Genomic DNA, 22,324 nt, shown 5'->3' on the forward strand with positions numbered 1-22,324 from the left:
CCTTCACCTAAGTTGTCACACTATTATATATAGCAATTGTCGCGCCAGAATAGTGTATTATTTTTTATGTTTGTGTTAAATCTTTTCCTGCGGAGCTGCAACATCTTCGCAGAAGATGCATTGACGACTTCAGAAGGATACTTATACTCCCACTTATAGAAGTGGGGGACTTTCCTTCTGAAATGTCGTTAAATCTTTTAAAATAGCCATTTTTAATTTTAATATTTTTTATTTTTTTATTTTGATACACTTCTTCTATAGTTCCAATACTAATTTTAATTTTCGGCTGATAAAAAGTGTATCAAAAGAGAAGTGTATCAGTATATTATCTTCTATTCTATCATTTCTGCTAAAAATAATATTTCATCTTGATTTAAACTTATGTTTATTGCGTCTTTAAATACTTTATTTGCCCCTGTAATAATCTCTACCAAGTGTGAATTTATCTTAGCTTTTTCCCTCTTGTACTTTAACCCATCCTTTATTATCATTCTCTCTAGTGCACAACCTACATGCACCATTATTCTTATTTTGGTTGCATTGTTAAAGCTTATTTTTGTATTTTCTTCTAAAACACTTACAAATTGATACAATACACTTATTATTTTAGAAGGATTTAAATAAGTTAAAAATTGATTTAAGCTTTCTTTACATAGATCCTTAACTACTGTATTTTCATGGCCTTTTTCAATTGTAAAGTCTTTTCTCTGTATTATACTCATTAAAATATTTTCACCATAACCACTAATCAACTCTTCAAGGGAGATAAACGGAGCTTCAATTTTAGGATTTAAAATACCAACAGAGGCTATAATACTATAGTCATTTTCTATTTTTATTATTTTCCTTTTTATGTCTTTTATGCTTATTGGTAAAATTTCAATTTCTTTTTCATCTGTACTTCTAACAATGTTCTCCACAAGTTCTTTTAGCTTTACTGCAGTCCCCTCACCTGTGGAGCATATTGTTATTATTGCCCTTTTCTTATTTGCATCATCTTCATTAATAACTTTCTCTTCTTCCTCAAACTTTGAAGACCCTCCAAATTGCTTTAGAGAATTATATAAGGCATTTAAATCCATATCTAAAATAGTTGATTTCCTTATGGCTTCTAATACTAATGAGGTGGTAACCATATCTAGTGTCTTAACCTTTATATCTGTTTTTTCCATTATTATAGACTCAAAGTTAACAAGTGACCCCATATCCACAAGTAATAGAACTCCCTTACCCATGTCTATTTCCCTAACCTTTTCAATAATTTCATCTAAAGTTTGAGTAGGACTAACTTCTAATGGCATATCTATTGCTTCGATTACACCCTCCCCTAGAAGCTGCTTTGCCACATTAACCATACTACTTGCTGTGCTGCTTCCATGTGCCGCTACAATTATTGCCACATGCTGATTTGTTTGTTCCTCTGTAATTGAACTGATTAACAATGTAAGGTATATAACTTCAATCTTTGGAACAACCACATTATATTTTTTTTCAACCATTTCCTTTACGTCTACTGCAATATTGAATTCTGTGCGTTTATCATCTATTATACCTTCTATATTTTTATACTTAAGATTTTGATGCTTACTAAATCTGTTTAAAAATGAACTTAAATGTAGACTTAATGCATATAAAAATCTATCCGTTAGTGTTTTATCAAGCTTTTTTTCAATCATGTCCATTATTTCTTCTGAAAATTCAAGAATATCTTCATCTACTATTTTTAATATTTTACTTCTACCATCCTCATCATTTTTAACCTTGTTATAAAAGGATTTAATATGCACATTAATATCAGTTGTAATAAAATTGTTTATATACTCCTCATCTACACCTCCTTTTTTCAAAATTGCTGCCTTATCTTCTATTATCTTATATAAATTAAAAGGTGGATCATAAGGATCTTTTTCAATTAATACACTGTGACCTTCTGGAGTAACTATTAGTTGCGAATCTAAATAGCCAGATATTTCTTCTATTTCTTTACGTTTACCACTTAGATAAAATAATCCACTTTTAATATCTGAAGGCAACGAATTAAAATCTATTTCTATAAAATCCTTATTATTGATACTATTTAAAAAACCCTTAGCGCAAATAAGTTGAATATTTGATTTCATCTTACCAATATTCCCATAAGATACGCTTCCAATAATTGCCTTTACTGCTTCATCTTCAATTTTTATTACCTTATTTACTCTATGTGCCTCATTGGCTAATAAAAATTTGATAAAATCAACTTTATCTTTGGCTGTCCTTTTATCAAAATTAGGAATAGTTATAATTATTGGTATTCTTCTTACAAATGTCTTAAGTAGTGATGAATTGGGATCCTCCGTAGTGGCTCCAATTATTAAAACGCAGGATTTTCTGTTCCTTTCAGTCTCCCCTAATCTATTAAACATACCTGTATCCATAAAATAAAACAACATTTCCTGTCCTTCTGGTGGTAATCTGTGTATTTCATCTAGAAATAATATACCTGTATCTGCTTTTTCAACAATTCCAGCCTTTTCGCTATCAGCACCGGTGTATGCTCCTTTAATATGTCCAAACAGATGCGAGGTTAAAAGTTGAGGGTTGTTATAATAATCAGCACAATTAAATACTATAAATGGTGATTTTTCATCCAATTTTTTCGAATGCTTTGCTTGTTTGTACATCATATTTGCAAACAAGGTTTTGCCAACTCCTGTTTCACCAACAATTAATGTGTGCAACCCATTTGGAGGATAAAGTATTGCAGCCTTTGCCTGTTCAATTTGATTTTTAAGACTAGTTTGTGCTCCAATAAGTTTATCAAAAGGACAGCCTTCCTGGCTAATTTCATTATGTCCCAAGAATAACTCATTTAAATTTTTTATTTCCATTGGCCCAACTGGCAACTTTTTATTCAAAATCCTTTCTAAACAAGCATTATCAACGTATAATACAGGTCTAGATTTTATTTTAATTATTCTATCCTGCCTAAGCAATTCATTTAATTCCATACTTACGTTATTTCTTAAAATATCTAAACTCTGAGATATTTCAGCTGTGCTAAAACCGATTTTTTCCTCTAAGTTTTCACGATTAAATTTTTCTGTTTTTTTAGCAATATACTCATAGATTTTTTCGCTTCTCTTCAAATTATCACTCCCAATATTAATACACTTAATACACTTCCTTTATTATAAACTCTATTGAAATAAATGTTCAAGTTTTAAGTGTAAAAAAAAGCTTCTTAGCATAAATATTTTAATTTGAATGCTAAGAAGTATTAATTTAAATTATTAAGTTTATATTAAATTCACATTGATTTTAGCTATTTAAATACCAAATTGCAAAATTAAGAATGCCTGCAAAAGAAACCCATACGATATAAGGTAGCATTAGATATCCTGCTGTCCTGTCAATTCTAAAAAATTCAAAAGTTGTAAGCAAAATAAAAATTAAAAGTACCAATAACTCCACAAAAGCAAGTCCATATAATCTGAATTTGAAAAATATTATAGGCCATAAAAAATTCAGAAATAATTGCAGTGCATATAAAACCAGAGCTCTTTTAACATCTTGACCTTGTTTACCTTGTTCCCATATCCTATATGCTGCAAGTCCCATTAGTATATATAGAATTGTCCATACAATTGGAAACACCCACCCTGGCGGTGAAAACACCGGTTTTGTAAATCCCTCATAATCTTTCATATTATCCATGCTTAAAAATCCACTGAGACTACCAACCCCAAGTGCTATAATAATACTTATAATAGTAGCACCTATTTTAGTTTTATTCCCACCCTTCAAAATATTCAATTTACCACACTCCCCGTTATTCAGTGACAATTTAAAGTGACAAATTAATGAAGCTTTTCTGCTGACGCAGAAGAAAGACAATCAAAGAAAATACTTATTTTATTTTGCTCTAATGCAAAATTAACCTTAACTCGCAACTTGTCACTTTCGCTTATACAGTATTATATACACATCCCAGCTGAACTATGCCTATATAACCCTGTTCTTTTCTCCAGTGTAAAAAAAACGCATCTTATAACTTAGGACTGAAATATCAAAATTAGTTCTAAAAATAGTAATGAAAAGGAGGCGCCTCTTGAAATGATTTTTCAATCATTTTGAGCCCCCCCTATTTATATATTATATTTACTTTTCCTTTGAGGGCCTCTTCCCACTCAGGTCTCAGTATTCCATACAAATACATATCAAACCGTCTACCATCTCTGTGAATAAATTCCCTATAGACCCCTTCTCTTTTAAACCCTAATTTCTCATATAGCTTTATTGCAGGTTCATTGTATTCGAGCACAGTAAGATATATTCTATGGAAATTTAGTTCCTCAAATCCAAACTCTATAGTTAATCTAAGAGCTTCTTTTCCGTACCCTTGTCCCCTATATTTTTCTTCCCCTATTCCTATATATATTAATGCAGTTCCATTATTCCAAGATATATTTTCAAATCCTGTAATACCAATAATTTCTTCCTGTACATTGTCTTTAACAGCAAAAATGTAAGCTCTATTACATTCTTTTGCCTCTCTTATTATCTCCTTTACCTCTTCCATGTTTTTAGGAATTGCGCTTACTACATCATAATTACGCATAAAGGACACATCATTATGCCATTTTTTAAGCTCTAAAATATCTTCTTCGTTTATAGAAGTAAGTTTTATTTTTTTTCCCACTAAAAGATTTTTCATTCTATCACCTTTCCTCAGCTTTAATTTGAAATTGATTATATGTAATATTCAAAAATAGACTAGCTGTACGCTAGTCTACTTTATTAAACCATCACCTGCGATGCTGAAATATCCTTAAGCATTGCTAAAATTAAAAATATATTTTTTTTCTAATTTAAAAGGATGATAGGATAATTTAGATTTTCTAAGGCCTACGATTCCTAGGTCCTGTTCCCTATTGATTATCTTAACATCACTAAAACTCGTATCAACAAACGTTTTGTTAATAAAGCTATAGACTCCACTATACTTTGTATCTGCCTTTTCTATATGAATTACTGCCAAATCATTATTTAATTTTTCTCCCAAACTAAACGCTACAATTTTCTCATCTACATAAACAGCTATCCCTTTATTATTTAAAATTTCCATATCTTTTACAATATCTTTTATACCCTGTAATTCGTAATAAAGTACATCATCATCATTATTACCTGCATACCATTTTTCTGCAGCTACTATTACGTCATTTATTACTTCTTCTCCTTTAATGTCTTTAACTTCATAGTTATACTTCTTTATAAAGGAATTATAATGATTTTTTTTCCCATGAAGCTTCTTACCCGAAAGCTTTATGAGCTTTTCTGCTTCATATAAGTAATCAAAGTTATCTCTATCTTCCTTGATACAAATACCATGAGCATCATCATATATAGCCCTTATCTCCTCCATAACACCCTCATCAAGATCTTTAAATAAATATTCCATATTGTTTTCTGTTTTATATTCTATTAATGCATCTATTATTTCTTTAAGATTTTCTTTACTATATCCCATAGGTTGCATAAAATAATATCTTCCTTCGAAATCCTTCTTTTTTATTATTAGAGCACCTTTATAAATAGTAAAACAAATATCACAAGCTTCTCTCCATATATATAAAGTTGTAAAAGAATATTCACAACTTAAAAATTTATATGGATATATAAATTTTTCAAATACATTCTTATCTTCAATCATAAGTCTTTTAAAAATCATCATCTCAACCTTTCCCCTTAGGATATACCATAAATATCATCATATTTTTATTTTCTTCTATCATTTTAGACCGTTTACTCATTTTTTGCAAGTAGATACTTTTATGAACTCTAGTTACCATATAGATACTAATTAATTATAACATAAATACGTATTTTTTTATAATTCTATTAACTACATTTCTTAGCAATATAATAACATTGTATTTATAGTATTACCGAATAATATAATATTATTATATTAACAACCAGAAACAGCTACGCAGGTAATGATTTAACTATTTATATATATCAGAGAATTCTATTGATAGATTTTGTTCATAGTTTGTTTCAAATACCTCTTTATTATTAAGATTGTTTTCTTCATCTTCCCTGTCAACTGTTCTAACTGGTAGATTTATAACAAATTCGCTTCCTTTTCCCCCTTCACTATTTACACTAATGCTACCCTCATGCATTTCTACAAGAGACTTTACTAATGCTAGTCCTATTCCACTACCTTCATTATGCCTTGATGTAGATTTATCGATTTGCGCAAAACGCTCAAAAACAAACTCTAACTTACCTTTTGGAATTCCTATACCTGTGTCCTTTACAGATATTTCAATAAAACCACCTTTATCATAAATATTAACTAGAATACTTCCCTTTTTATCTGTAAACTTAACTGCATTGGATAGTAAATTCAACATAATTCTTTCAATTTTTTCTTCATCAAATGCAATTATTTTTTCTTCTACATCAGTATCAAATATGAGTGTTATTTCATGACTTTTTATATACTCAGCTACAGATTGCGATATTTCCTCTACAACATAAACTATGTCACCATTTTTCAAGTTAAGACTTATGTAATCTGCCTCTATTTTATTTGTGTCTATTATATTATTTATAAGTCTAAGTAACCTTAGAGAATTCTGATTCATTATATTAATATAATATTTAATCTTTTCATCACCTAAGTTTTTTGCTCCATCAAGTGACTTTAATAACTGTATTGTACTACAAATTACATTTAGAGGAGTTCTAAGTTCATGTGACATATTAGTTAAAAAATCCGTTTTCACCTTGTCATACGCTATAAGTTCTTCAACTTGTCTACTAGCTTCTGCATTTTGCACGCTAAGGGCTTCAACTTGGTTTTTAGCTACTCCAAGCTCATTTACTAATGATAAGGCTTTCTTTACTGAATCCTTTAATATTATCAAAGTGTTTATTCTACAGAGTAGCTCATGCATATTAAAAGGTTTGCTTAAATAATCATTTGCACCACACTCAAAGGATATAACTAAGTGCTCTACATTGCTATCTGCAGTCATAATTAGCACAGGGAGTTCAAAAATCGATTGTTTTTCCCTAATAATCGCACATACTTCATTACCTGAAATATCTGGCATCATCATATCGAGAATTACTAAATCTAAATCTACATTTTCGTCGATTATCCTCAATGCTTCCTTACCACTTGATGCTTCTAAAACTTCAAAAGTGTCATTTGACAGATAATTTTTTAATACTTTAAGATTTACATACTCGTCATCAACTATTAAAACCTTATACCTATCTTTCTTACTTGAATTTATATTATCATTAATAATTTTTCTAACATTATCTATAGATACACTTACTATATCAGGTTTTAGTTCTAGATTATTTGAATACTGCGCTAATAGTTCTGCAGTCTCTTCATTTTCTTTATTATAAAGATTTTCATGAAGATTACTCTTCAGCTCTTCCTCAGTGCATAATGGGAGAGTAAAAATAAATTTACTGCCTTCTCCTATAACAGAAGAAACCTTTATAGTTCCACCCTGTATTTGAATAAGTTCTTTGGTTACATAAAGCCCTACTCCAGTACCGCCATACTTTTCCGCAATTCCATCCACTTGCTCATATCGACAGAAAATTTTCTGAAGCTTCTGCTCTGGAATTCCTATTCCTGTGTCTGCAACACAAATCTCAACAAAAGAATTTTTTACGACATAGGATAATATTATCTCCCCTTCATGTGTGAATTTTATAGCATTACTAAGTAAATTATATAAAATTTGTTGTATCCTATCTTCATCCCCAAATACATAAGGTGTGTCTTTGTCTATTAAATTTTTAAAAGTAACATTTTTATTATTTATAGATATTTCACTAAATTTTATTACCATTTCTACCACATTGCTTATATTAACAAATTTCGTACGTAACACAATTTGATTGTTTTTAAGCTTAGAAAATATCATCATATCATTAACCAAGTTAGATAATCTTTTAGCACTAGAATTCACCAAAAATAGGTCCTCTCTGAGCTCTACATCTAAATCAGCATATTTATTATTTACTATTCCTTCAGTTAATCCAACAATTCCGTTCAATGGAGTTTTTAGTTCATGTGAAGTTACCGCAAGAAAATCGTCTTTTAATTCATTTAAAGATTTAAGTTTAGCACTACTACTTTCTATATTAGAAAGTTCATTGGCTTGCCTCTTTGCTAAAACATAGTAATTTACGACAATAAATATTAATATGCCTTGCGATGCAAATGAGTCCGTAATTATTATACTGTATTCATACAAAATATCATTGATTCTTGTAATAAATAAAGCAAACAGTCCTACAACAACTATATGATCAGTTTGTTTGTTATTTATGCATATTTTATAAATCTTACACATCATATAAAATAGCAATGCAAGTGCAGATAATTCAAAAGGTGCTATAAAGTATAAATAATATTTAACTGGAGTAAAAATCACACTTAAAGTATATACCACGCCTAAATAATTGGATACTTTAACTACTTTACGTGATATTATTTTTTCGTAAGATTTATCTATAAACAAAATAATAAAGGGAATGTATGCATAAAAGGTCCATATTTTCATTTTTGTAGAAAAAATATAATTAAGGTGAGGGAATAGTGAAAAAAAGAACCCTTGGCCAATAAATAGTGTTCTAATTGCGATGATTAAGCAAATGATTGAAAAATACAATTGAGCCTTTTCTTTTCTTCTATTAATAAATAGTCCAAAACTATATATAGCTGCCATAATGGTACATCCAATAATAAACAAGCTCAATGCTAGCTTCTGCTCTCTTATAGCTGTAATTCCCTTTGATTCCCCAAGTACTAATGTATCTACATATCCATATTTATTATAAAAATTACTAACCCGAAGGACTAAATAGGTTTCGTCATTTTCTACATAGAATGAGCCGCTAGCTGGCTCATTTTCAGGAATCATTTCGTTTTTAGATTTGCCCACCCGTCCAGCCGATGTTATTAGTTTATTGTTAGCCCAAAGTTCATATGCATTTTGGATAAAATTTATTTTTACTGAATAAAGCTCCATTTTATTGTCTATAAGCAGCTTTAATCTATATGTACAATAGCCTTCTTGTCCAAACGTACCTGGTAACTTCTCATACCTAATAGTATTTTGAGGAATACTTTGGAAATCCTGTGGCATGTGTAACTCATTGTCATAAAACTCCCATTCTCCATTAAGTTTTATCATACCATCCTTTTTAAAATCCCAATTTCTTAGGTCTAACACCCCCTTCGTTGCCAAGGGTATATTCTTTTTTGTATGGCTAATTCCACTACTTCCTTTTATTATTGTAATAAACATAATTAAAGTTATTGATAGTGACATAAATATTTTTATTTTGTGTGACTTTACTTCTTCCATGAATTATCTCCTCTATTAATTGTATTTATAGTAACATCTTAAAATATACTCTTATAGTATATAATAACATATTAAATGTCATATATATGATAAATATCAACAAAATACTACTCATTGTTCTATATATTTTGTATTTTTTAAAAAATTATCTCAAGAAAACAGTTACTGGATAGTAACTGTTCATTGCAAATAAAGATATGTACTCAAATAAATTAATACATGTATATCATTTACATATTTGTGCAATCATTTAAAACATTAATGATAATTCCATTTAAATATCTCTTATCTTATGATATAATTTTCTTAGGTTATATCTTAAGGAGCGTGAAATATATTATGGACCCCGATGGTACGTGGCAAATTATATCTTTAGTAATTTTATTACTGTTTTCAGCCTTTTTCTCTGCTTCTGAAACTGCTTTGATGACTTTAAGCAAAATAAGGCTAAGGCATATGGTAGATTCAAAAGTTTGTGGTGCTGAGCGAATTAGTAAATTACTTGAAAATCCAAGTAAACTTTTAGGCGTTATTTTAGTAGGGAATAACATTTCCAATATAGGTGCTTCTGCACTAGCAACTTCCCTAGCCATTCACTATTATAAAGCCTCTGGGGTAGCTATTGCGACCGCTATTATGACAATTCTTGTATTGATTTTTGCGGAAATAACACCAAAATCATTAGCAGCACAAAATTCCGAAAAAATTGCTTTAAAAGTTGCTCGCCCATTAAGTCTAATTACCTTCATTTTAAATCCCCTTATTACAGTATTAATTTATATAACAAATACAATAATAAAAGTACTTGGTGGGGAAGTCACTAAGGTAAAACCTTTTATTACTGAAGAAGAGTTAAAAACAATGGTTAGTGTAAGTCATGAGGAAGGTGTTTTAGAAGGCGAGGAAAAGCAAATGATTTATAATGTATTTGAATTTGGAGATTCGCAAGCAAAGGATGTTATGACTCCAAGAACTGATATGATTGTAGCAAATGTAACCTCTACTTACGAAGATCTCATAAAACTCTTCAGGGAAGAGCAATTTTCTAGATTACCTATATATGAAGAGACTGTTGATAATATTATTGGCGTTTTATACATTAAAGATTTAATCTTCTTCGAAGATGGAAAAGAAGAATTCAGTATAGAGAAACATATGCGTGTCCCTTACTTTACGTATGAGTATAAAAGCACCGTAGATTTATTTGCAGATATGCGTGCAAAACGAGTTCCTATAGCCATTTTATTAGATGAATACGGTGGAACTTCTGGAATTGTTACAATTGAAGATTTAGTAGAAGAAATTGTGGGAGATATAGATGATGAATACGACGATGATACAGATAAAATTGAAGTTATCAAAGAGGATGAATATATTGTTGACGGTGACACTAAAATAAGCATGGTTAATGAAATGATAGGGCTCAATATAGAATCAGAGGATTTTGATTCCATAGGCGGTTTCGTTACCGGCATACTAGGACGACTTCCAAAGACAGGCGAGACAATAAATTATAATGACACAAAATTTATTATACAAAACACCAGTAAAAATCGTATAGTAAAACTAAAAATTATAACTTAATATAAATAAAAATACTTAAAGTTAATTTAAATTAGCTTTAAGTATTTTATCGTTTAAATTAACTACAAAATTTTTCTAGGAATTTTACCTTTTATTTTCTTTTCTATAGCATCTAAAAGAACTTTATCCTTTGGAGCTGAAAATAAATATGTATATCCTTCTTCGCCAGCTCTTCCTGTTCTTCCAATTCGATGGATATAGCCTTCTGCACTTTCAGGCATATCGTAGTTATAAACATGACTAACTCCATTTATATCAAGGCCTCTTGCTGCTACATCTGTGGCAATTAAATACTGAATATCACACTTCTTAAACTCTTTCATTATTTTTTCTCTTTTTGATTGAGTTACATCAGAATGTAGTTTTTTACAATTATAACCTTTTTTATAAAGAGCCATCTCAAGATCATCAACTCTCCTTTTAGTTCTACAAAAAATGATGGCCATAAATGGATTATCTTCGTCCATTACTTTACATAAATCTTCTTGTTTGCGTCTATCCGTAGTTTCTATTAAAAATTGTTTTATAGTTTTAAGTGTTGTCTCTTCTTTTTTGATAATTACTTCTTTAGGATCGTTCATATACTTATAAGCCATTTTTTTCACATCAGAGCTCATAGTTGCTGAAAAACATAGCGTCTGCCTGTTTTTTGGTGTTTTTTCTAAGATAGACTCCACATCATTTTTAAATCCCATAAGAAGCATTTGATCCGCCTCATCTAATACTATGGTTTTAAGGTTATCAAGCCTTACCGTACCTCGACTAAGATGGTCTAGTAATCTTCCTGGTGTTGCTATTACTAAATGAATATTTCCTTTTAATTTTTTCAGCTGTGCACCTATGTCCTTGCCACCATACGCTGCCAAAATATTTAAATTTTTACCTTCTGCAAGCTTTTTAGCTTCACTAGTTATCTGTATTGCAAGTTCTCTTGTAGGAGTCACTATTAACCCTTGAATCGTATTTATATCATTTGACATATTATCAAACATTGGCAGTAGAAACGCAAGTGTTTTTCCGGTGCCTGTTTGTGCCTCTGCTATAACATCCTTACCACCTTTTATTAGCCTAATACTTTGCTCTTGTATAGGCGTTGGCTCAGTAATTCCTTGAATTTTAATCGTATTTAGTATATCGTCGCTAAGTCCTAGCTCTTTAAACTTTATCATTTTTATTTACCTTTCTATTTAAACATATTTTTGTTAACTTTTTATACAAACCAATTAATTATAGCAGACATTAATTATAATAAGAAGAGTTTTATAAATATTCTAAAATAAAGTGTAGATTGTATTAAAAAAAAGCAGATGCCCATTAGTTTTACTAATGGATATCTGCTTTCAATTTGAGTACTTTTAAAAGTACAAGTTATACTTTATACTTTATTTTTTTAATTCTTGAACTCCAGTTACTTTACTTTTATCATCCATTTTAAATGTAGATTTAGCTTCATCTGTAGTAAAATATACATTTCCGTCTACTGTAGCATCTTTTAACTGAAAGTTGCTTGCTGTTACATAAAGGTCACCTTTGAAAGTTCCATGTTCTATGCTTCCTGCAGGACTACTAAAAGTTAATTTTGGAGCAGTTAAAGTGAATCTAGCTGTTACTACATGTTTATCATCTTGTGTGTATAAACCTATTTTACGTTGTGCAACTGCTGGATCTTTAGTGTTTTTAAAATCACCTTCAACTACAAGCTCTTTATCAACAGTTAAATCCTTAAGCGTTGCAATAATCCATGTACCTTTACTGCTTATTGCATTTTCAAATGCTGCCTGAGTATCTACTATTGAAGCTGTTGTTACTACATCAGTTTTTGCTGGTTCTTTTGTTGCTACCTCAGTTGATGCTGGTTCTTTTTTTGCTTCTTCTTTAGCGCCACATCCTACTAATAAAGTAGCACCTACAGCTAGTGATAGTATTATTGCTTTAATTTTCATACGAATCTCCCCCTTATTTTTTAATTAGCATGTTACATTACTTAACAAACTCAGTATATCACACGTGATAAAAATATAACAAGATGAAATATGGGTATTATGTCGTAATTAGTAATTACAAAATGAACAAAATTAATAATTCCTAATTTAACCTTAATTCTTTCTATAAACCCGTTTATTTCTGACATTTAAAATTGATATACTAAAAATAACACCTAGTTTTTTTAGAGAATTTAAATTACCACTAAACTTTTCCATAGAGCCGTATTCATTTAAATGATATTTATATATCAGCATATTTTTATAATATTTTTACATTATCCCAAAGCTACATCCAATATCATCATAATTACAAACCCTACCATAGCACCTATAGTTGAAATATCTGTTTTTGAATCCTGTTGTGATTCAGGTATTAGCTCCTCAACAACTACAAAAATCATAGCACCTGCTGCAAAGGATAGTGCATAGGGAAGAATAGGTTTCATAGCTATTACTGCAAATGCACCTATCACTCCTGCTATAGGTTCAACTATCCCTGACGCCTGGCCATACATAAAGCTTTTAAACCTAGAGAAACCCTCTCGTCTTAATGGTATAGAAACGGCAGCCCCTTCTGGAAAGTTTTGAATACCAATACCAACTGCCAGTGCAACAGCTCCTGCTAATGAAGCTGAAGGAATATTAGCTGCTACTGCTCCAAATGCAACCCCAACTGCAAGACCTTCTGGTATGTTATGTAGCGTTATTGCGAGCACCAATAAAATACTTCTTTGCCAACTAGTTTTAATCCCTTCCGCCTGTTCTATTGGTTGATTAAGATGTAGATGTGGTAAAATTTTATCCACTGCCAAAAGGAAAGTTCCACCTGCGAGGAACCCCACTGCTGCAGGAATCCACGATGGTGTACTTGTTTGTTCTGCCATCTCTATAGCAGGAGCTAGCAATGACCAAAAACTGGCAGCAATCATAACTCCTGCTGCAAAACCAAGCATACCATTTAGCACCTTTCTGCTTATATTTTTAAAGAAAAATACTAAAGACGCTCCTAAAGCAGTTACACCCCAAGTAAATAATGTTGCAAAAAGAGCCTGAACTACGGGATCAAAGCCTTTAAGCCAGTCTATTATCATAAAAAATCCTCCATTCTAATACTTCTTGTATTTTTTCAACAGTACCTTTGTTTACAGAATACTATAACCGTTTATGCTTGTAAATATTATCATTTAAATAAAAACATTTATTTCATGCCAGTCACATGTATACCGTTTTATTTTATGTCAATAATTTTAATGTGTGATTGTGATTGCAATTGAAAGGGGCATGTTAATGAAAACTAGAATCCGTTTAAGCGATGATGAAACCCTAATTAAAGAATATATAGAAAGAGGCAAGGGACTTTTCAATGATGGTAAAATTGAAAAAGCATTCAAAGATTTTAATAAAGCCATTTTCCTCAACAATGAATATGCCCAGGCTTATTTTGTCAAAGCTCAAGCTTATATTGAAATGTACGAAGCTTACGAAGCTGAAAAATGCATAAATAAATATTTACAGTTAGTCCCTGGTGACCCAAAAGGCTACTGGACGTTAATTGATATAAACGATTTAACTGGTGACTTTAATAAATGTATTTACTATTGTGAAAAACTTCTTGAGGCCGATAAACAAAATACAAACATATATTTAAAAAAAGCAGAATTTTTAGCTATTATTAACGATTTTGAAAGAGCTATAGAATGTTTTGATGAATCTTTAAAACTAAGTCCTAATTTTTATGATGCACTATGTGGTAAAGGAAGTGCACTACTCTCTCTACATAAGGGTAAAGAGGCTCTTGTAATATATAATAAAGCCATTGAAGTTGATATCACTAGAAGTGTTGCATATTTTGGAAAATCAAAAGTATGTATGGCTATGGAAAATCGAATAATAGCCTTAAAATATGCAGCAAAAGCATATGAACTGGAACCTGAAAATGAATGGTATAAATGCCATTATACCGTATTAAAAAATATGTACATAGGTATTAAATCATATCCTTCGCTGTTGTAATGTCGCTTAATAATAAAATGCTCCCACCTTATATGGAGGCCGCTGAAAAAAGCACTCTTTATTTAGTAGAGTTTTCAAGCTTGAATAGAAAAAGCATGAGATATTCATATTTTGGATATCTCATGCTTTTTATTTTATAATTAAGTTTTAAAAGCCCTATTTCATGCTTTTCAACTTAATTATTCTCTTTAGATTCACAGTGAAGATTGATAATGCACCTTGCATTTGCATACTAATTAAGCCTGACGATATTGCTACATCATAGCTATGTTGGTGCTTAAGTTCACTGTTTTTAGCCTCTATCATATAACGTTCCCTAGCTCGTTTTTTAAAATATTCACTTTTTTCGAACTCTATTTGATCTTTGTGAGTATTTGACTTTATTGAAACTGAATAAGTTTTAGATTTAGCGCCTTCTTTATAACACCCATCTTTATGAACACAATTTTTACACTTTTCTACATTAAAATAGTAGGTTAGCACTTGATTTTTACCAACATTCTTCTTTCCCTGTTTTGCTTTTTTAATAGCCATATGACCTGCCGGACATACAAATAAACCAGCATCTTTATTAAACTCAAATTCATCTTCTTTTTTTCGCATTCCTTGTGAAATTACAGGATTTAGTCTTGAAATTAATGCAATTTTATTTTCTTTTGTATATTCTAGGTTTTTCTTTTCAGAATAAGCTGTATCTCCAATTACTTCATTTACATCTATACCAGCCTCACGGCTTTTTTCTATTAAGGTTATGAGCTCCTTTCCATCACTTTTTTCGCCAGTTGTAATAACAGCTGCTGTAATTAAACGTTCTTCACTCATAGCAAGGTGTGATTTATATCCAAAAAAAGAACTATCCTCAGTTTTATGCCCCACTTTTGCATCCTCATCTTTTGATATTTTTAGATTTTCTAAGTCATCATTAATAGCTTCAATTAAGTAGTTTAATTTAGTTTTCACAGCTGGATTTGCTGCAGTTTCTGGCTTCTCGTTTATGGTATCAATTAATAATTTGCAGTACTCAAGAATATCTTCAAGTACTCCAGTTGTAACTTTATTAGGTAACTCTTCTTTAATACCAGGATGTACTCCGTACAATGTTTTTCTTAAGTTTTTTGCACGTTTCAATAATTCCTCGCTTGCTGACTTTTGGTTATAACGTGACTTGGTATGCGTAGCATCAACTATTATTGCTTTACTTTTTAAAACTCCCTCTTTTATAGCAAGTTCTACAGTCTTGTTTATTAATAAATCCAATAAATTCATGTCTTTAAGGCGAAGCTTTCTAAATTTAGTTAGTGTACTTGAGTTTATTAAATTTGTTTCTTCTGGGGCTAAATTTAGAAAATATTTAAAGGACATGTCATAAAGAGTTCTTTCAACAACATCTTCATCAGACAATTCATATATTACTTTCAAAAGTAAATATTTAAATAGCATTATGGGGTTAATAGCACCTCTACCCATAGATGAACTATAGTTAATCATCAATTCGTCATAAACAAATGAAAAGTCAACAAGGTCATTAATTTGCTTTAAAATGTTATCTTTCGGAATAATTAACGAATATAAGCCATGGTATGTATTTATTTTTATTTCCAATTGTCCTTTTAGCATAATAGTTTAGCCCCTTTTATTTTATTCTACTATACTAATTCGACATATCTTTTAAAATTCCTTTTTGTTTTTTAATCTTTTATATAAAAAATCGCCATCTTTAATTAGATGACGATTTTTCATATAGTTTTTCAGTGGCCTACTTATATGTGAGAGCACTTTACTATTTACATATTCTCATTGCTTCTTGTATTTTTCTTAAATGATTGTCATAGTCGGCTACAACAGCTTTTACTTCGCTCATTAGACTAGCATCCAAATCCTTATTCTGCTCTATAAACTTTTGACCTTGCTTTATCCCCATTTCCATAGCATCTATTGCATGCTCACACACTTCCAAATCAGTGTTTACGGGTATAAGTTTAATTTTCTCAAAAAAATCAGCCATAGTGCCCATTACCCCAAGAGTATCGGAAGCATTACCACCTAACTTTTCTATCCTATTGGTAATTGCCTCTTCATGTCTTTTAAATGATTCTATAATTTTAACTAATTCAGTTTTAAGCTCTACGCCTTTAGCTTTACGGAGATAATCCTTAAAAGTAGTTCCTCCCATATGTATGCCCTTTAAAAATTTGTTCATTTCTTTTACATCATTATTTAAAGCCATAATCTCACCTCTATTTATTATGAGCATTAGTTAATTACATTATTCATAATTTTATTATACATTTTTTTCTGTATTAGCCTCCAATTACATCAATTGGGTCGGTTTTTCGAAGTTCCTTAATAGGTGCAATTAAACTTAAAAACGATACAATTATTGGTATAAACAGCGCTACCTTTGCACCAGAAATACTCCATAAAGGAATAAATTTACCAGTTGGATAAAGTACAGTTAAATTCAAAATAAAAGTTATAAATGTAGTTAATAGTATTCCACATATATATCCCAGTAAACATACCGTAAAATTTTCCTTCCAAAGTTTAAAATAAAGTGTACTTTTTTTATAACCTATAGCTAATAATACTCCAAATTCATATTTTCGATTAAGGAAGTTAATGTAATTCAAATTTCCAAGTGATATAAATAGCACTACTATTATTATCATATTAAGCATAAATGATAAACTATTCATAGGCCTTAGAATTTCATCCAGCTGCGTTGAAATACTGTAATAATCCCTAATCAAAATACTTTTAGGTGTGTTTTTAGATAAATAGTTGATTAATTTTTTATCTTTTATATTTTTAACATGAAACACTATAGAGTGCTTCATTACTACACTTCTGGGAATATTATCCTTATTATCGCTGACTACTGCAAGCATTACTGGACCATCTGTAATTCCTGACACTTTAAATTTGCCTTCTATTCCGTAGCTATCGGATACCTCTGAACCAATATAATCTCCTGTTTTTAATTTGTTTTGCAGAGCGTATTTTTTAGGGATAATGATTTCATTCTTATTGGGCCGTGGAAGTCTACCTTGAATTAGTTTCATATCAAGGGTAGTAATAATCCTTGATATATCTTTTTCATAAAAATTCATCACATCAATAGACATTCCACCCAAAAATCCACTATATCGAAGAAAACCATACTCACCAATTAGAGGTACAATATAATCTACATTATTATCATTAGTTATTTTTTCTAGGTAATCTTTGGAAATAGGCTCTTCGCTATTGCTAGCTACTGTTGTGTATTTACTGAAAATATTGGTAGCTGTTATCTTTGTTAGCTCAGTAGCACTTTTATTTATTAGTGAATAAAAATAAATTAGTAAGACACCTACCATTATAGACATTAGTATTGGCAATATTTTAGAATTATTATTTTTAATATACTTAAATGGTGATAGCGGATTCATTATATCCCTCCATTCCTCTTTTTTTAATTGAGGTAACAGCGCCATCCCATATATTAATTATATCGTCTGCATTTTCAAGTATGGAAGCATCATGTGTTACAACTATAACTAAGGCATTATTTTTATATTCGTCCAATATCTTCATTACTTCCATTGCACTGGCATGGTCTAAGGATGCAGTAATCTCATCACCAAAAATTACTTTAGGGTCATTTATAAGTGCTCTAGCAATTGCAGCCTTTTGTCTTTGCCCACCGGATAATTGATGAGGCCTTTTATTGGCCAAATGCTCAATGCCAAGCTTTTTTAATAAACCCAACGCCTTTTCTTTTGCAGGAGTACTATTATCATTTATTGGTGTTAATACGTTATCTACTATTGTCATATAATCTATAAGAAAATGTCTTTGAAAAATGAACCCAAAATCTTTACGCCTAAGCCCTGTACTTTTAGAAATAGATAATTCATTAAATTTCACATTATTGTAACTTATGGTTCCCGATGATGGGATTTTTAGTCCGGCTAAGGAATATAGCAATGAACTTTTACCACTACCAGATGGTCCCATTATGCCTATTAATCTATTTCCTTCCAATGAAAGATTAATATTTCTTAAAGCATATGTCTGAACCTCTTTTCCAATATCATATATCAAATTTAAATTTTCTACTTTAAATAACATAATAATTCACTCCTTTTTTATATTCCTTCTATCATTACTATAGGATCTAGCTTACTTATCATTCTGTTTACAGGTATTAATGTAAATAATGTTGTAAATAGTGGTATATAAAGTGCCATAAATAAAGCTTTTGAAGAATAGTGTACTGAAACCCCTCCAATAGCTCCAAATGCTCCATCATTTATTAAGATAGAAGACAACCATCCTAAAATTAGCCCTAGAGTAAATCCTAGTAGATTTACAATAAACACTTCCCAAAATACCTTCTTCATTAGTTCCACCTTGGTATACCCCATGGCGTTTAAAATACCAAGTTCCTGTTTTCTACTAAAAAACTCTACATATTTAGAGCTTCCAGTGGAAATAACCATTACAATAATCGCAAGTATACAAATCATATCTAATGTACGCATTATAGATGCTCCTTTATTATAAAGTTTAATCATTCCACTTAAAGTCATCACTGCTACCCCTTTTTTAGGGAAACTTAGTAGTAGTTTATCCACCTCTTTTATTTTGTTATTCTTTGGAAAAACTAATATGGATTTTTCCGCTGTAATTGCATCCTTTGTATTTATTGTTGCTACATCAGTGTTATAAGGCATAAATGATAAAAACCCGTCGCCTTTAACTATTCCTACCACTGTATACTCACCATTTAAGGCATCATTTTTTTCAATAGAATTTCCAATTTTATCTCCAATCACAACATTTTTATTTTTTGATACTCTATAATCTAGTGCCACTTCTTTATGATTTTCTAGTGGTAGCCTTCCCTCCTTTAATGTAATGTTGTTTTTTTTCATAACATACTCTATATTTTCAGGTCTTATACCTAAAATAAAAGCACTAGTGCTAGCTCCAGGTATAGTATAGACTGTTTCATATGAAACAAATGAAATTATGTTTTCTACATTAGAGTTGTCTTTAAGGATACTCATGATACTTTTTGGTATTGGTTTGTCCTTTCCAATACTTTGCACCGTCATATGATTTTTATATGGGTTTACTTTTAGATCTTGCAGTGAGTCCCCTATAGATTTTACAAATGTCTGAAAAATATATAAAAATGAAACAGCCACTAATATTGATATGGTAGAAGTAATAAGTTTTTTCTTGTTATTTTTGCAATAACTTAAAGCTGATAAAGGTTTCATTTTACTAACTCCTTTCAAAACTAAAATTTATAATTTCTTTAATAAAATACTACCAATTTTAGGAGTAATATAAAAGTAACCCTGGTCACAAAATAAAGTGACCAGGGTTACTTTTTTAATGTATATCTATTCCACAAGTAAATCCTTAATATATATTGCCGCTGATGTTCTATCAGAAATGCCTATTTTACTATATAGATTACTTACATAGTTTTTTACTGTTCCACCAGATATGTATAGTGAAGATGCAATTTGCTTATTGGTAAAACCCTGAGCTAGCATTTTTGCAATTTCAGTTTCCTTTTCTGAAAGCCCAAAAGAATTTAATAATTTAGCTTCACTATTTTCATTATTTTTTTGATTGTCATTACTGTACTGTTTGACTATTTTACCAGCAAGCACTATAGCAATTTTAGAAGGCAATATGAAAGCACCCTTGTAAGCATCCTTCACTGATTTTATAAGTCCATCGCCCTCTATGTCCTTCAAAATATAACCAGCGGCACCATCGCTTAAAGCTTTAACTATGAATTCTTCATCATCAAAGGTGGTAAGAATGAGTATCACTATATTAGGGAATTTTTCCTTTATTAATTTGGTGCATTGTACTCCATCCATATTTGGCATTCTTATATCCATTAGCACCACCTGAGGTTTAGTTTCAGAGCATAATTCTAATGCCTCCACCCCATCCTTTGCAAGGGCCACTACTTCTATATTTTCCTCTAGTTCAAGTATTGTCTTAAGTCCATCCCTCATAAGGGTTTGATCATCTGCAATTAACACCCTTATCTTGTCCATAAAAGCCTCCCTCGAAAATAAAGCATTCAATATTATTATATTTTCCTAAAAGTTATTGCACGCAGGCTTTAGAATAAGGAAGCGTAATGAGAAGTTCTAATCCCTCTTGCACATCAGAGTTAATGTCAAAGTTTCCTTCTAAGTCATAAACTCTATCTCTCATAGCCCGAAGCCCGAATCCGTAGTTTAATATACCTGCACCTTCTCCATTATCTTCAAGAGAAAAACATACTTTATCCTCCTTTTTTATAAGTTTAAACAAAAAAGCAGTACTTTTACCATGACGAATCCCATTTGTCAGCCCCTCTAGTAGAGAAGATAAAATTACATTTTTCGCTTCTTTAGTTAAATTTAATGAAGGGTCTATTTCAGTTTTAATTACCACTCCTGAATGTAGCTGGGTATCCTTTATTATCGTATCTAAAGAAGGATAAAACTCCAGTAATTCGTCACCTTTTTCAAGCACCCGCACAGAGGCACGAATATCATTAAGACCCTTTCTCACTTGACTTTGTGCTAGGCAAAGTTTTTCTAGTGATAAATTCGAATTCACCTTCATCAGTCTTTTGCTAGCCTCTATTTCGACTAGTACAGTTGTTAATGTATGTCCCACTGTATCATGAATTTCCCGTGCGATCTTATTTCTCTCTTTAATAACAGTCATCATCTCTAACTTTTCATATGCATACTTTAAATTCATATATATGTATTCTTTTTCTAATTTCTCCATAGTTATTTTATTTAAAGAGACTTCAATTATTTCTGCTTGCTTTAATAAATATCTCACAAGGAAAAACATTAAATAAATCATAGAAAAAACTGATAGACTTAAAAGTATTTTCACGATGATTCTTGTAAATTCAAAATTCACCATAATACTTAAAGTTACGCAGTAAAGTACAAAGGAAAAAATTGAAACAACTATACCAACTGCTACTTTGAAATTTAGAACAATATCTTCCAACATAAAATAATATAAGCATAAAGATAGATGAGAGCTATCATATATATTAAGTATAAATATGAATATATAATCTATTGCTAAAGAAAAACAACTTAGATTTTTATGATTTTCACTATCATATATGAAAAATACTCTAATTGTGTAAGATGTTAAAAATAAAAAAGTTAAAGTAATAATTAACAATTGATTTTGAGCGTTATAAAGTGCAGTTATTAAAAAAATTGCGGTAAATAGTATATACTTGATAATAAGCAAAATGTCCTTAATCTTATTTTTCATAAAATACCTCATAAATTTTATATAGTATTATTA

General features: G+C 30.4%; 17 protein-coding genes. 2 read left to right on the forward strand and 15 right to left on the reverse strand.

Features of this window, described 5'->3' with window-relative positions; all coding sequences use genetic code 11:
* Positions 1 to 332 precede the first annotated feature (332 nt).
* The 5 genes from ACWJJT_RS06830 to ACWJJT_RS06850 form a co-directional block, all read right to left on the reverse strand.
* Positions 333 to 3,128, reverse strand: coding sequence for a sigma-54-dependent transcriptional regulator (locus ACWJJT_RS06830; RefSeq protein ID WP_462956456.1), 2,796 nt, complete (start codon positions 3,126 to 3,128; stop codon positions 333 to 335).
* A 172-nt stretch (positions 3,129 to 3,300) separates the two neighbouring features.
* A complete protein-coding gene (locus ACWJJT_RS06835; RefSeq protein WP_462956457.1) occupies positions 3,301 to 3,795 on the reverse strand; it encodes a TspO/MBR family protein in 495 nt (164 codons plus the stop codon).
* Positions 3,796 to 4,123: 328 nt separating this feature from the next.
* Positions 4,124 to 4,696, reverse strand: a complete 573-nt coding sequence (locus tag ACWJJT_RS06840) for a GNAT family N-acetyltransferase (RefSeq protein ID WP_462956458.1) — start codon at positions 4,694 to 4,696, stop codon at positions 4,124 to 4,126.
* Positions 4,697 to 4,810: 114 nt separating this feature from the next.
* Positions 4,811 to 5,716 carry a DUF2156 domain-containing protein gene (locus ACWJJT_RS06845; RefSeq protein ID WP_462956459.1) on the reverse strand — a complete coding sequence of 302 codons (906 nt, stop codon included), beginning with the start codon at positions 5,714 to 5,716 and terminating at the stop codon, positions 4,811 to 4,813.
* 274 nt (positions 5,717 to 5,990) lie between these two features.
* Entirely contained in the window at positions 5,991 to 9,395 is a 3,405-nt protein-coding gene (locus ACWJJT_RS06850) for an ATP-binding protein (protein WP_462956460.1), read from the reverse strand.
* A 339-nt stretch (positions 9,396 to 9,734) separates the two neighbouring features.
* Between ACWJJT_RS06850 and ACWJJT_RS06855 the strand changes: the two genes are divergently transcribed.
* Positions 9,735 to 10,979 (forward strand): HlyC/CorC family transporter, encoded by a 1,245-nt coding sequence (locus ACWJJT_RS06855; protein WP_462956461.1) that lies wholly within the window; start codon positions 9,735 to 9,737, stop codon positions 10,977 to 10,979.
* A gap of 62 nt (positions 10,980 to 11,041) precedes the next feature.
* Here ACWJJT_RS06855 and ACWJJT_RS06860 read toward each other — a convergent pair whose 3' ends face one another.
* The 3 genes from ACWJJT_RS06860 to ACWJJT_RS06870 form a co-directional block, all read right to left on the reverse strand.
* On the reverse strand, positions 11,042 to 12,148 hold the full coding sequence (locus ACWJJT_RS06860; RefSeq protein WP_165413157.1) for a DEAD/DEAH box helicase: 1,107 nt from the start codon (positions 12,146 to 12,148) through the stop codon (positions 11,042 to 11,044).
* Positions 12,149 to 12,361: 213 nt separating this feature from the next.
* Complete coding sequence (locus tag ACWJJT_RS06865) at positions 12,362 to 12,922, reverse strand: hypothetical protein (protein WP_462956462.1); 561 nt, start codon at positions 12,920 to 12,922, stop codon at positions 12,362 to 12,364.
* A gap of 317 nt (positions 12,923 to 13,239) precedes the next feature.
* On the reverse strand, positions 13,240 to 14,055 hold the full coding sequence (locus ACWJJT_RS06870; protein WP_462956463.1) for a ZIP family metal transporter: 816 nt from the start codon (positions 14,053 to 14,055) through the stop codon (positions 13,240 to 13,242).
* Between the two features lie 169 nt (positions 14,056 to 14,224).
* On the opposite strand from ACWJJT_RS06870, the gene ACWJJT_RS06875 reads away from it, so the two are divergent.
* Positions 14,225 to 14,977, forward strand: coding sequence for a tetratricopeptide repeat protein (locus ACWJJT_RS06875; protein ID WP_462956464.1), 753 nt, complete (start codon positions 14,225 to 14,227; stop codon positions 14,975 to 14,977).
* A gap of 156 nt (positions 14,978 to 15,133) precedes the next feature.
* On the opposite strand, the gene ACWJJT_RS06880 is transcribed toward ACWJJT_RS06875, so the two are convergent.
* From ACWJJT_RS06880 to ACWJJT_RS06910, 7 genes are all read right to left on the reverse strand, one after another.
* Entirely contained in the window at positions 15,134 to 16,594 is a 1,461-nt protein-coding gene (locus tag ACWJJT_RS06880) for an IS1182 family transposase (RefSeq protein WP_462956465.1), read from the reverse strand.
* A 163-nt stretch (positions 16,595 to 16,757) separates the two neighbouring features.
* Positions 16,758 to 17,204 (reverse strand): DUF2383 domain-containing protein, encoded by a 447-nt coding sequence (locus tag ACWJJT_RS06885; RefSeq protein ID WP_462956466.1) that lies wholly within the window; start codon positions 17,202 to 17,204, stop codon positions 16,758 to 16,760.
* A gap of 73 nt (positions 17,205 to 17,277) precedes the next feature.
* A complete protein-coding gene (locus ACWJJT_RS06890) occupies positions 17,278 to 18,408 on the reverse strand; it encodes an ABC transporter permease (protein ID WP_462956467.1) in 1,131 nt (376 codons plus the stop codon).
* A complete protein-coding gene (locus ACWJJT_RS06895; RefSeq protein WP_462956468.1) occupies positions 18,386 to 19,090 on the reverse strand; it encodes an ABC transporter ATP-binding protein in 705 nt (234 codons plus the stop codon). Before ACWJJT_RS06895 ends, ACWJJT_RS06890 begins: the two co-directional genes overlap by 23 nt.
* Positions 19,091 to 19,107: 17 nt before the next feature.
* The gene (locus tag ACWJJT_RS06900; RefSeq protein ID WP_462956469.1) at positions 19,108 to 20,247 is read right to left on the reverse strand and encodes an ABC transporter permease; all 1,140 of its coding nucleotides are present in this window, start codon (positions 20,245 to 20,247) and stop codon (positions 19,108 to 19,110) included.
* 126 nt (positions 20,248 to 20,373) lie between these two features.
* Positions 20,374 to 21,048 (reverse strand): response regulator transcription factor, encoded by a 675-nt coding sequence (locus tag ACWJJT_RS06905; protein ID WP_462956470.1) that lies wholly within the window; start codon positions 21,046 to 21,048, stop codon positions 20,374 to 20,376.
* A 52-nt stretch (positions 21,049 to 21,100) separates the two neighbouring features.
* On the reverse strand, positions 21,101 to 22,291 hold the full coding sequence (locus tag ACWJJT_RS06910; RefSeq protein ID WP_462956471.1) for a sensor histidine kinase: 1,191 nt from the start codon (positions 22,289 to 22,291) through the stop codon (positions 21,101 to 21,103).
* Positions 22,292 to 22,324 lie beyond the last annotated feature (33 nt).

The organism is Clostridium sp. CM041 (assembly GCF_055081035.1).

Excerpts from the sequence above, each read along its gene's own strand:
- ACWJJT_RS06840 (WP_462956458.1), bottom strand. The coding sequence starts at position 4,696 with ATGAAAAATCTTTTAGTGGGAAAAAAAATAAAACTTACTTCTATAAAC.
- ACWJJT_RS06845 (WP_462956459.1), bottom strand. The coding sequence starts at position 5,716 with ATGATGATTTTTAAAAGACTTATGATTGAAGATAAGAATGTATTTGAA.
- ACWJJT_RS06850 (WP_462956460.1), bottom strand. The coding sequence starts at position 9,395 with ATGGAAGAAGTAAAGTCACACAAAATAAAAATATTTATGTCACTATCA.
- ACWJJT_RS06855 (WP_462956461.1), top strand. The coding sequence starts at position 9,735 with ATGGACCCCGATGGTACGTGGCAAATTATATCTTTAGTAATTTTATTA.
- ACWJJT_RS06860 (WP_165413157.1), bottom strand. The coding sequence starts at position 12,148 with ATGATAAAGTTTAAAGAGCTAGGACTTAGCGACGATATACTAAATACG.
- ACWJJT_RS06865 (WP_462956462.1), bottom strand. The coding sequence starts at position 12,922 with ATGAAAATTAAAGCAATAATACTATCACTAGCTGTAGGTGCTACTTTA.
- ACWJJT_RS06870 (WP_462956463.1), bottom strand. The coding sequence starts at position 14,055 with ATGATAATAGACTGGCTTAAAGGCTTTGATCCCGTAGTTCAGGCTCTT.
- ACWJJT_RS06880 (WP_462956465.1), bottom strand. The coding sequence starts at position 16,594 with ATGCTAAAAGGACAATTGGAAATAAAAATAAATACATACCATGGCTTA.
- ACWJJT_RS06885 (WP_462956466.1), bottom strand. The coding sequence starts at position 17,204 with ATGGCTTTAAATAATGATGTAAAAGAAATGAACAAATTTTTAAAGGGC.
- ACWJJT_RS06890 (WP_462956467.1), bottom strand. The coding sequence starts at position 18,408 with ATGAATCCGCTATCACCATTTAAGTATATTAAAAATAATAATTCTAAA.
- ACWJJT_RS06895 (WP_462956468.1), bottom strand. The coding sequence starts at position 19,090 with ATGTTATTTAAAGTAGAAAATTTAAATTTGATATATGATATTGGAAAA.
- ACWJJT_RS06900 (WP_462956469.1), bottom strand. The coding sequence starts at position 20,247 with ATGAAACCTTTATCAGCTTTAAGTTATTGCAAAAATAACAAGAAAAAA.
- ACWJJT_RS06905 (WP_462956470.1), bottom strand. The coding sequence starts at position 21,048 with ATGGACAAGATAAGGGTGTTAATTGCAGATGATCAAACCCTTATGAGG.
- ACWJJT_RS06910 (WP_462956471.1), bottom strand. The coding sequence starts at position 22,291 with ATGAAAAATAAGATTAAGGACATTTTGCTTATTATCAAGTATATACTA.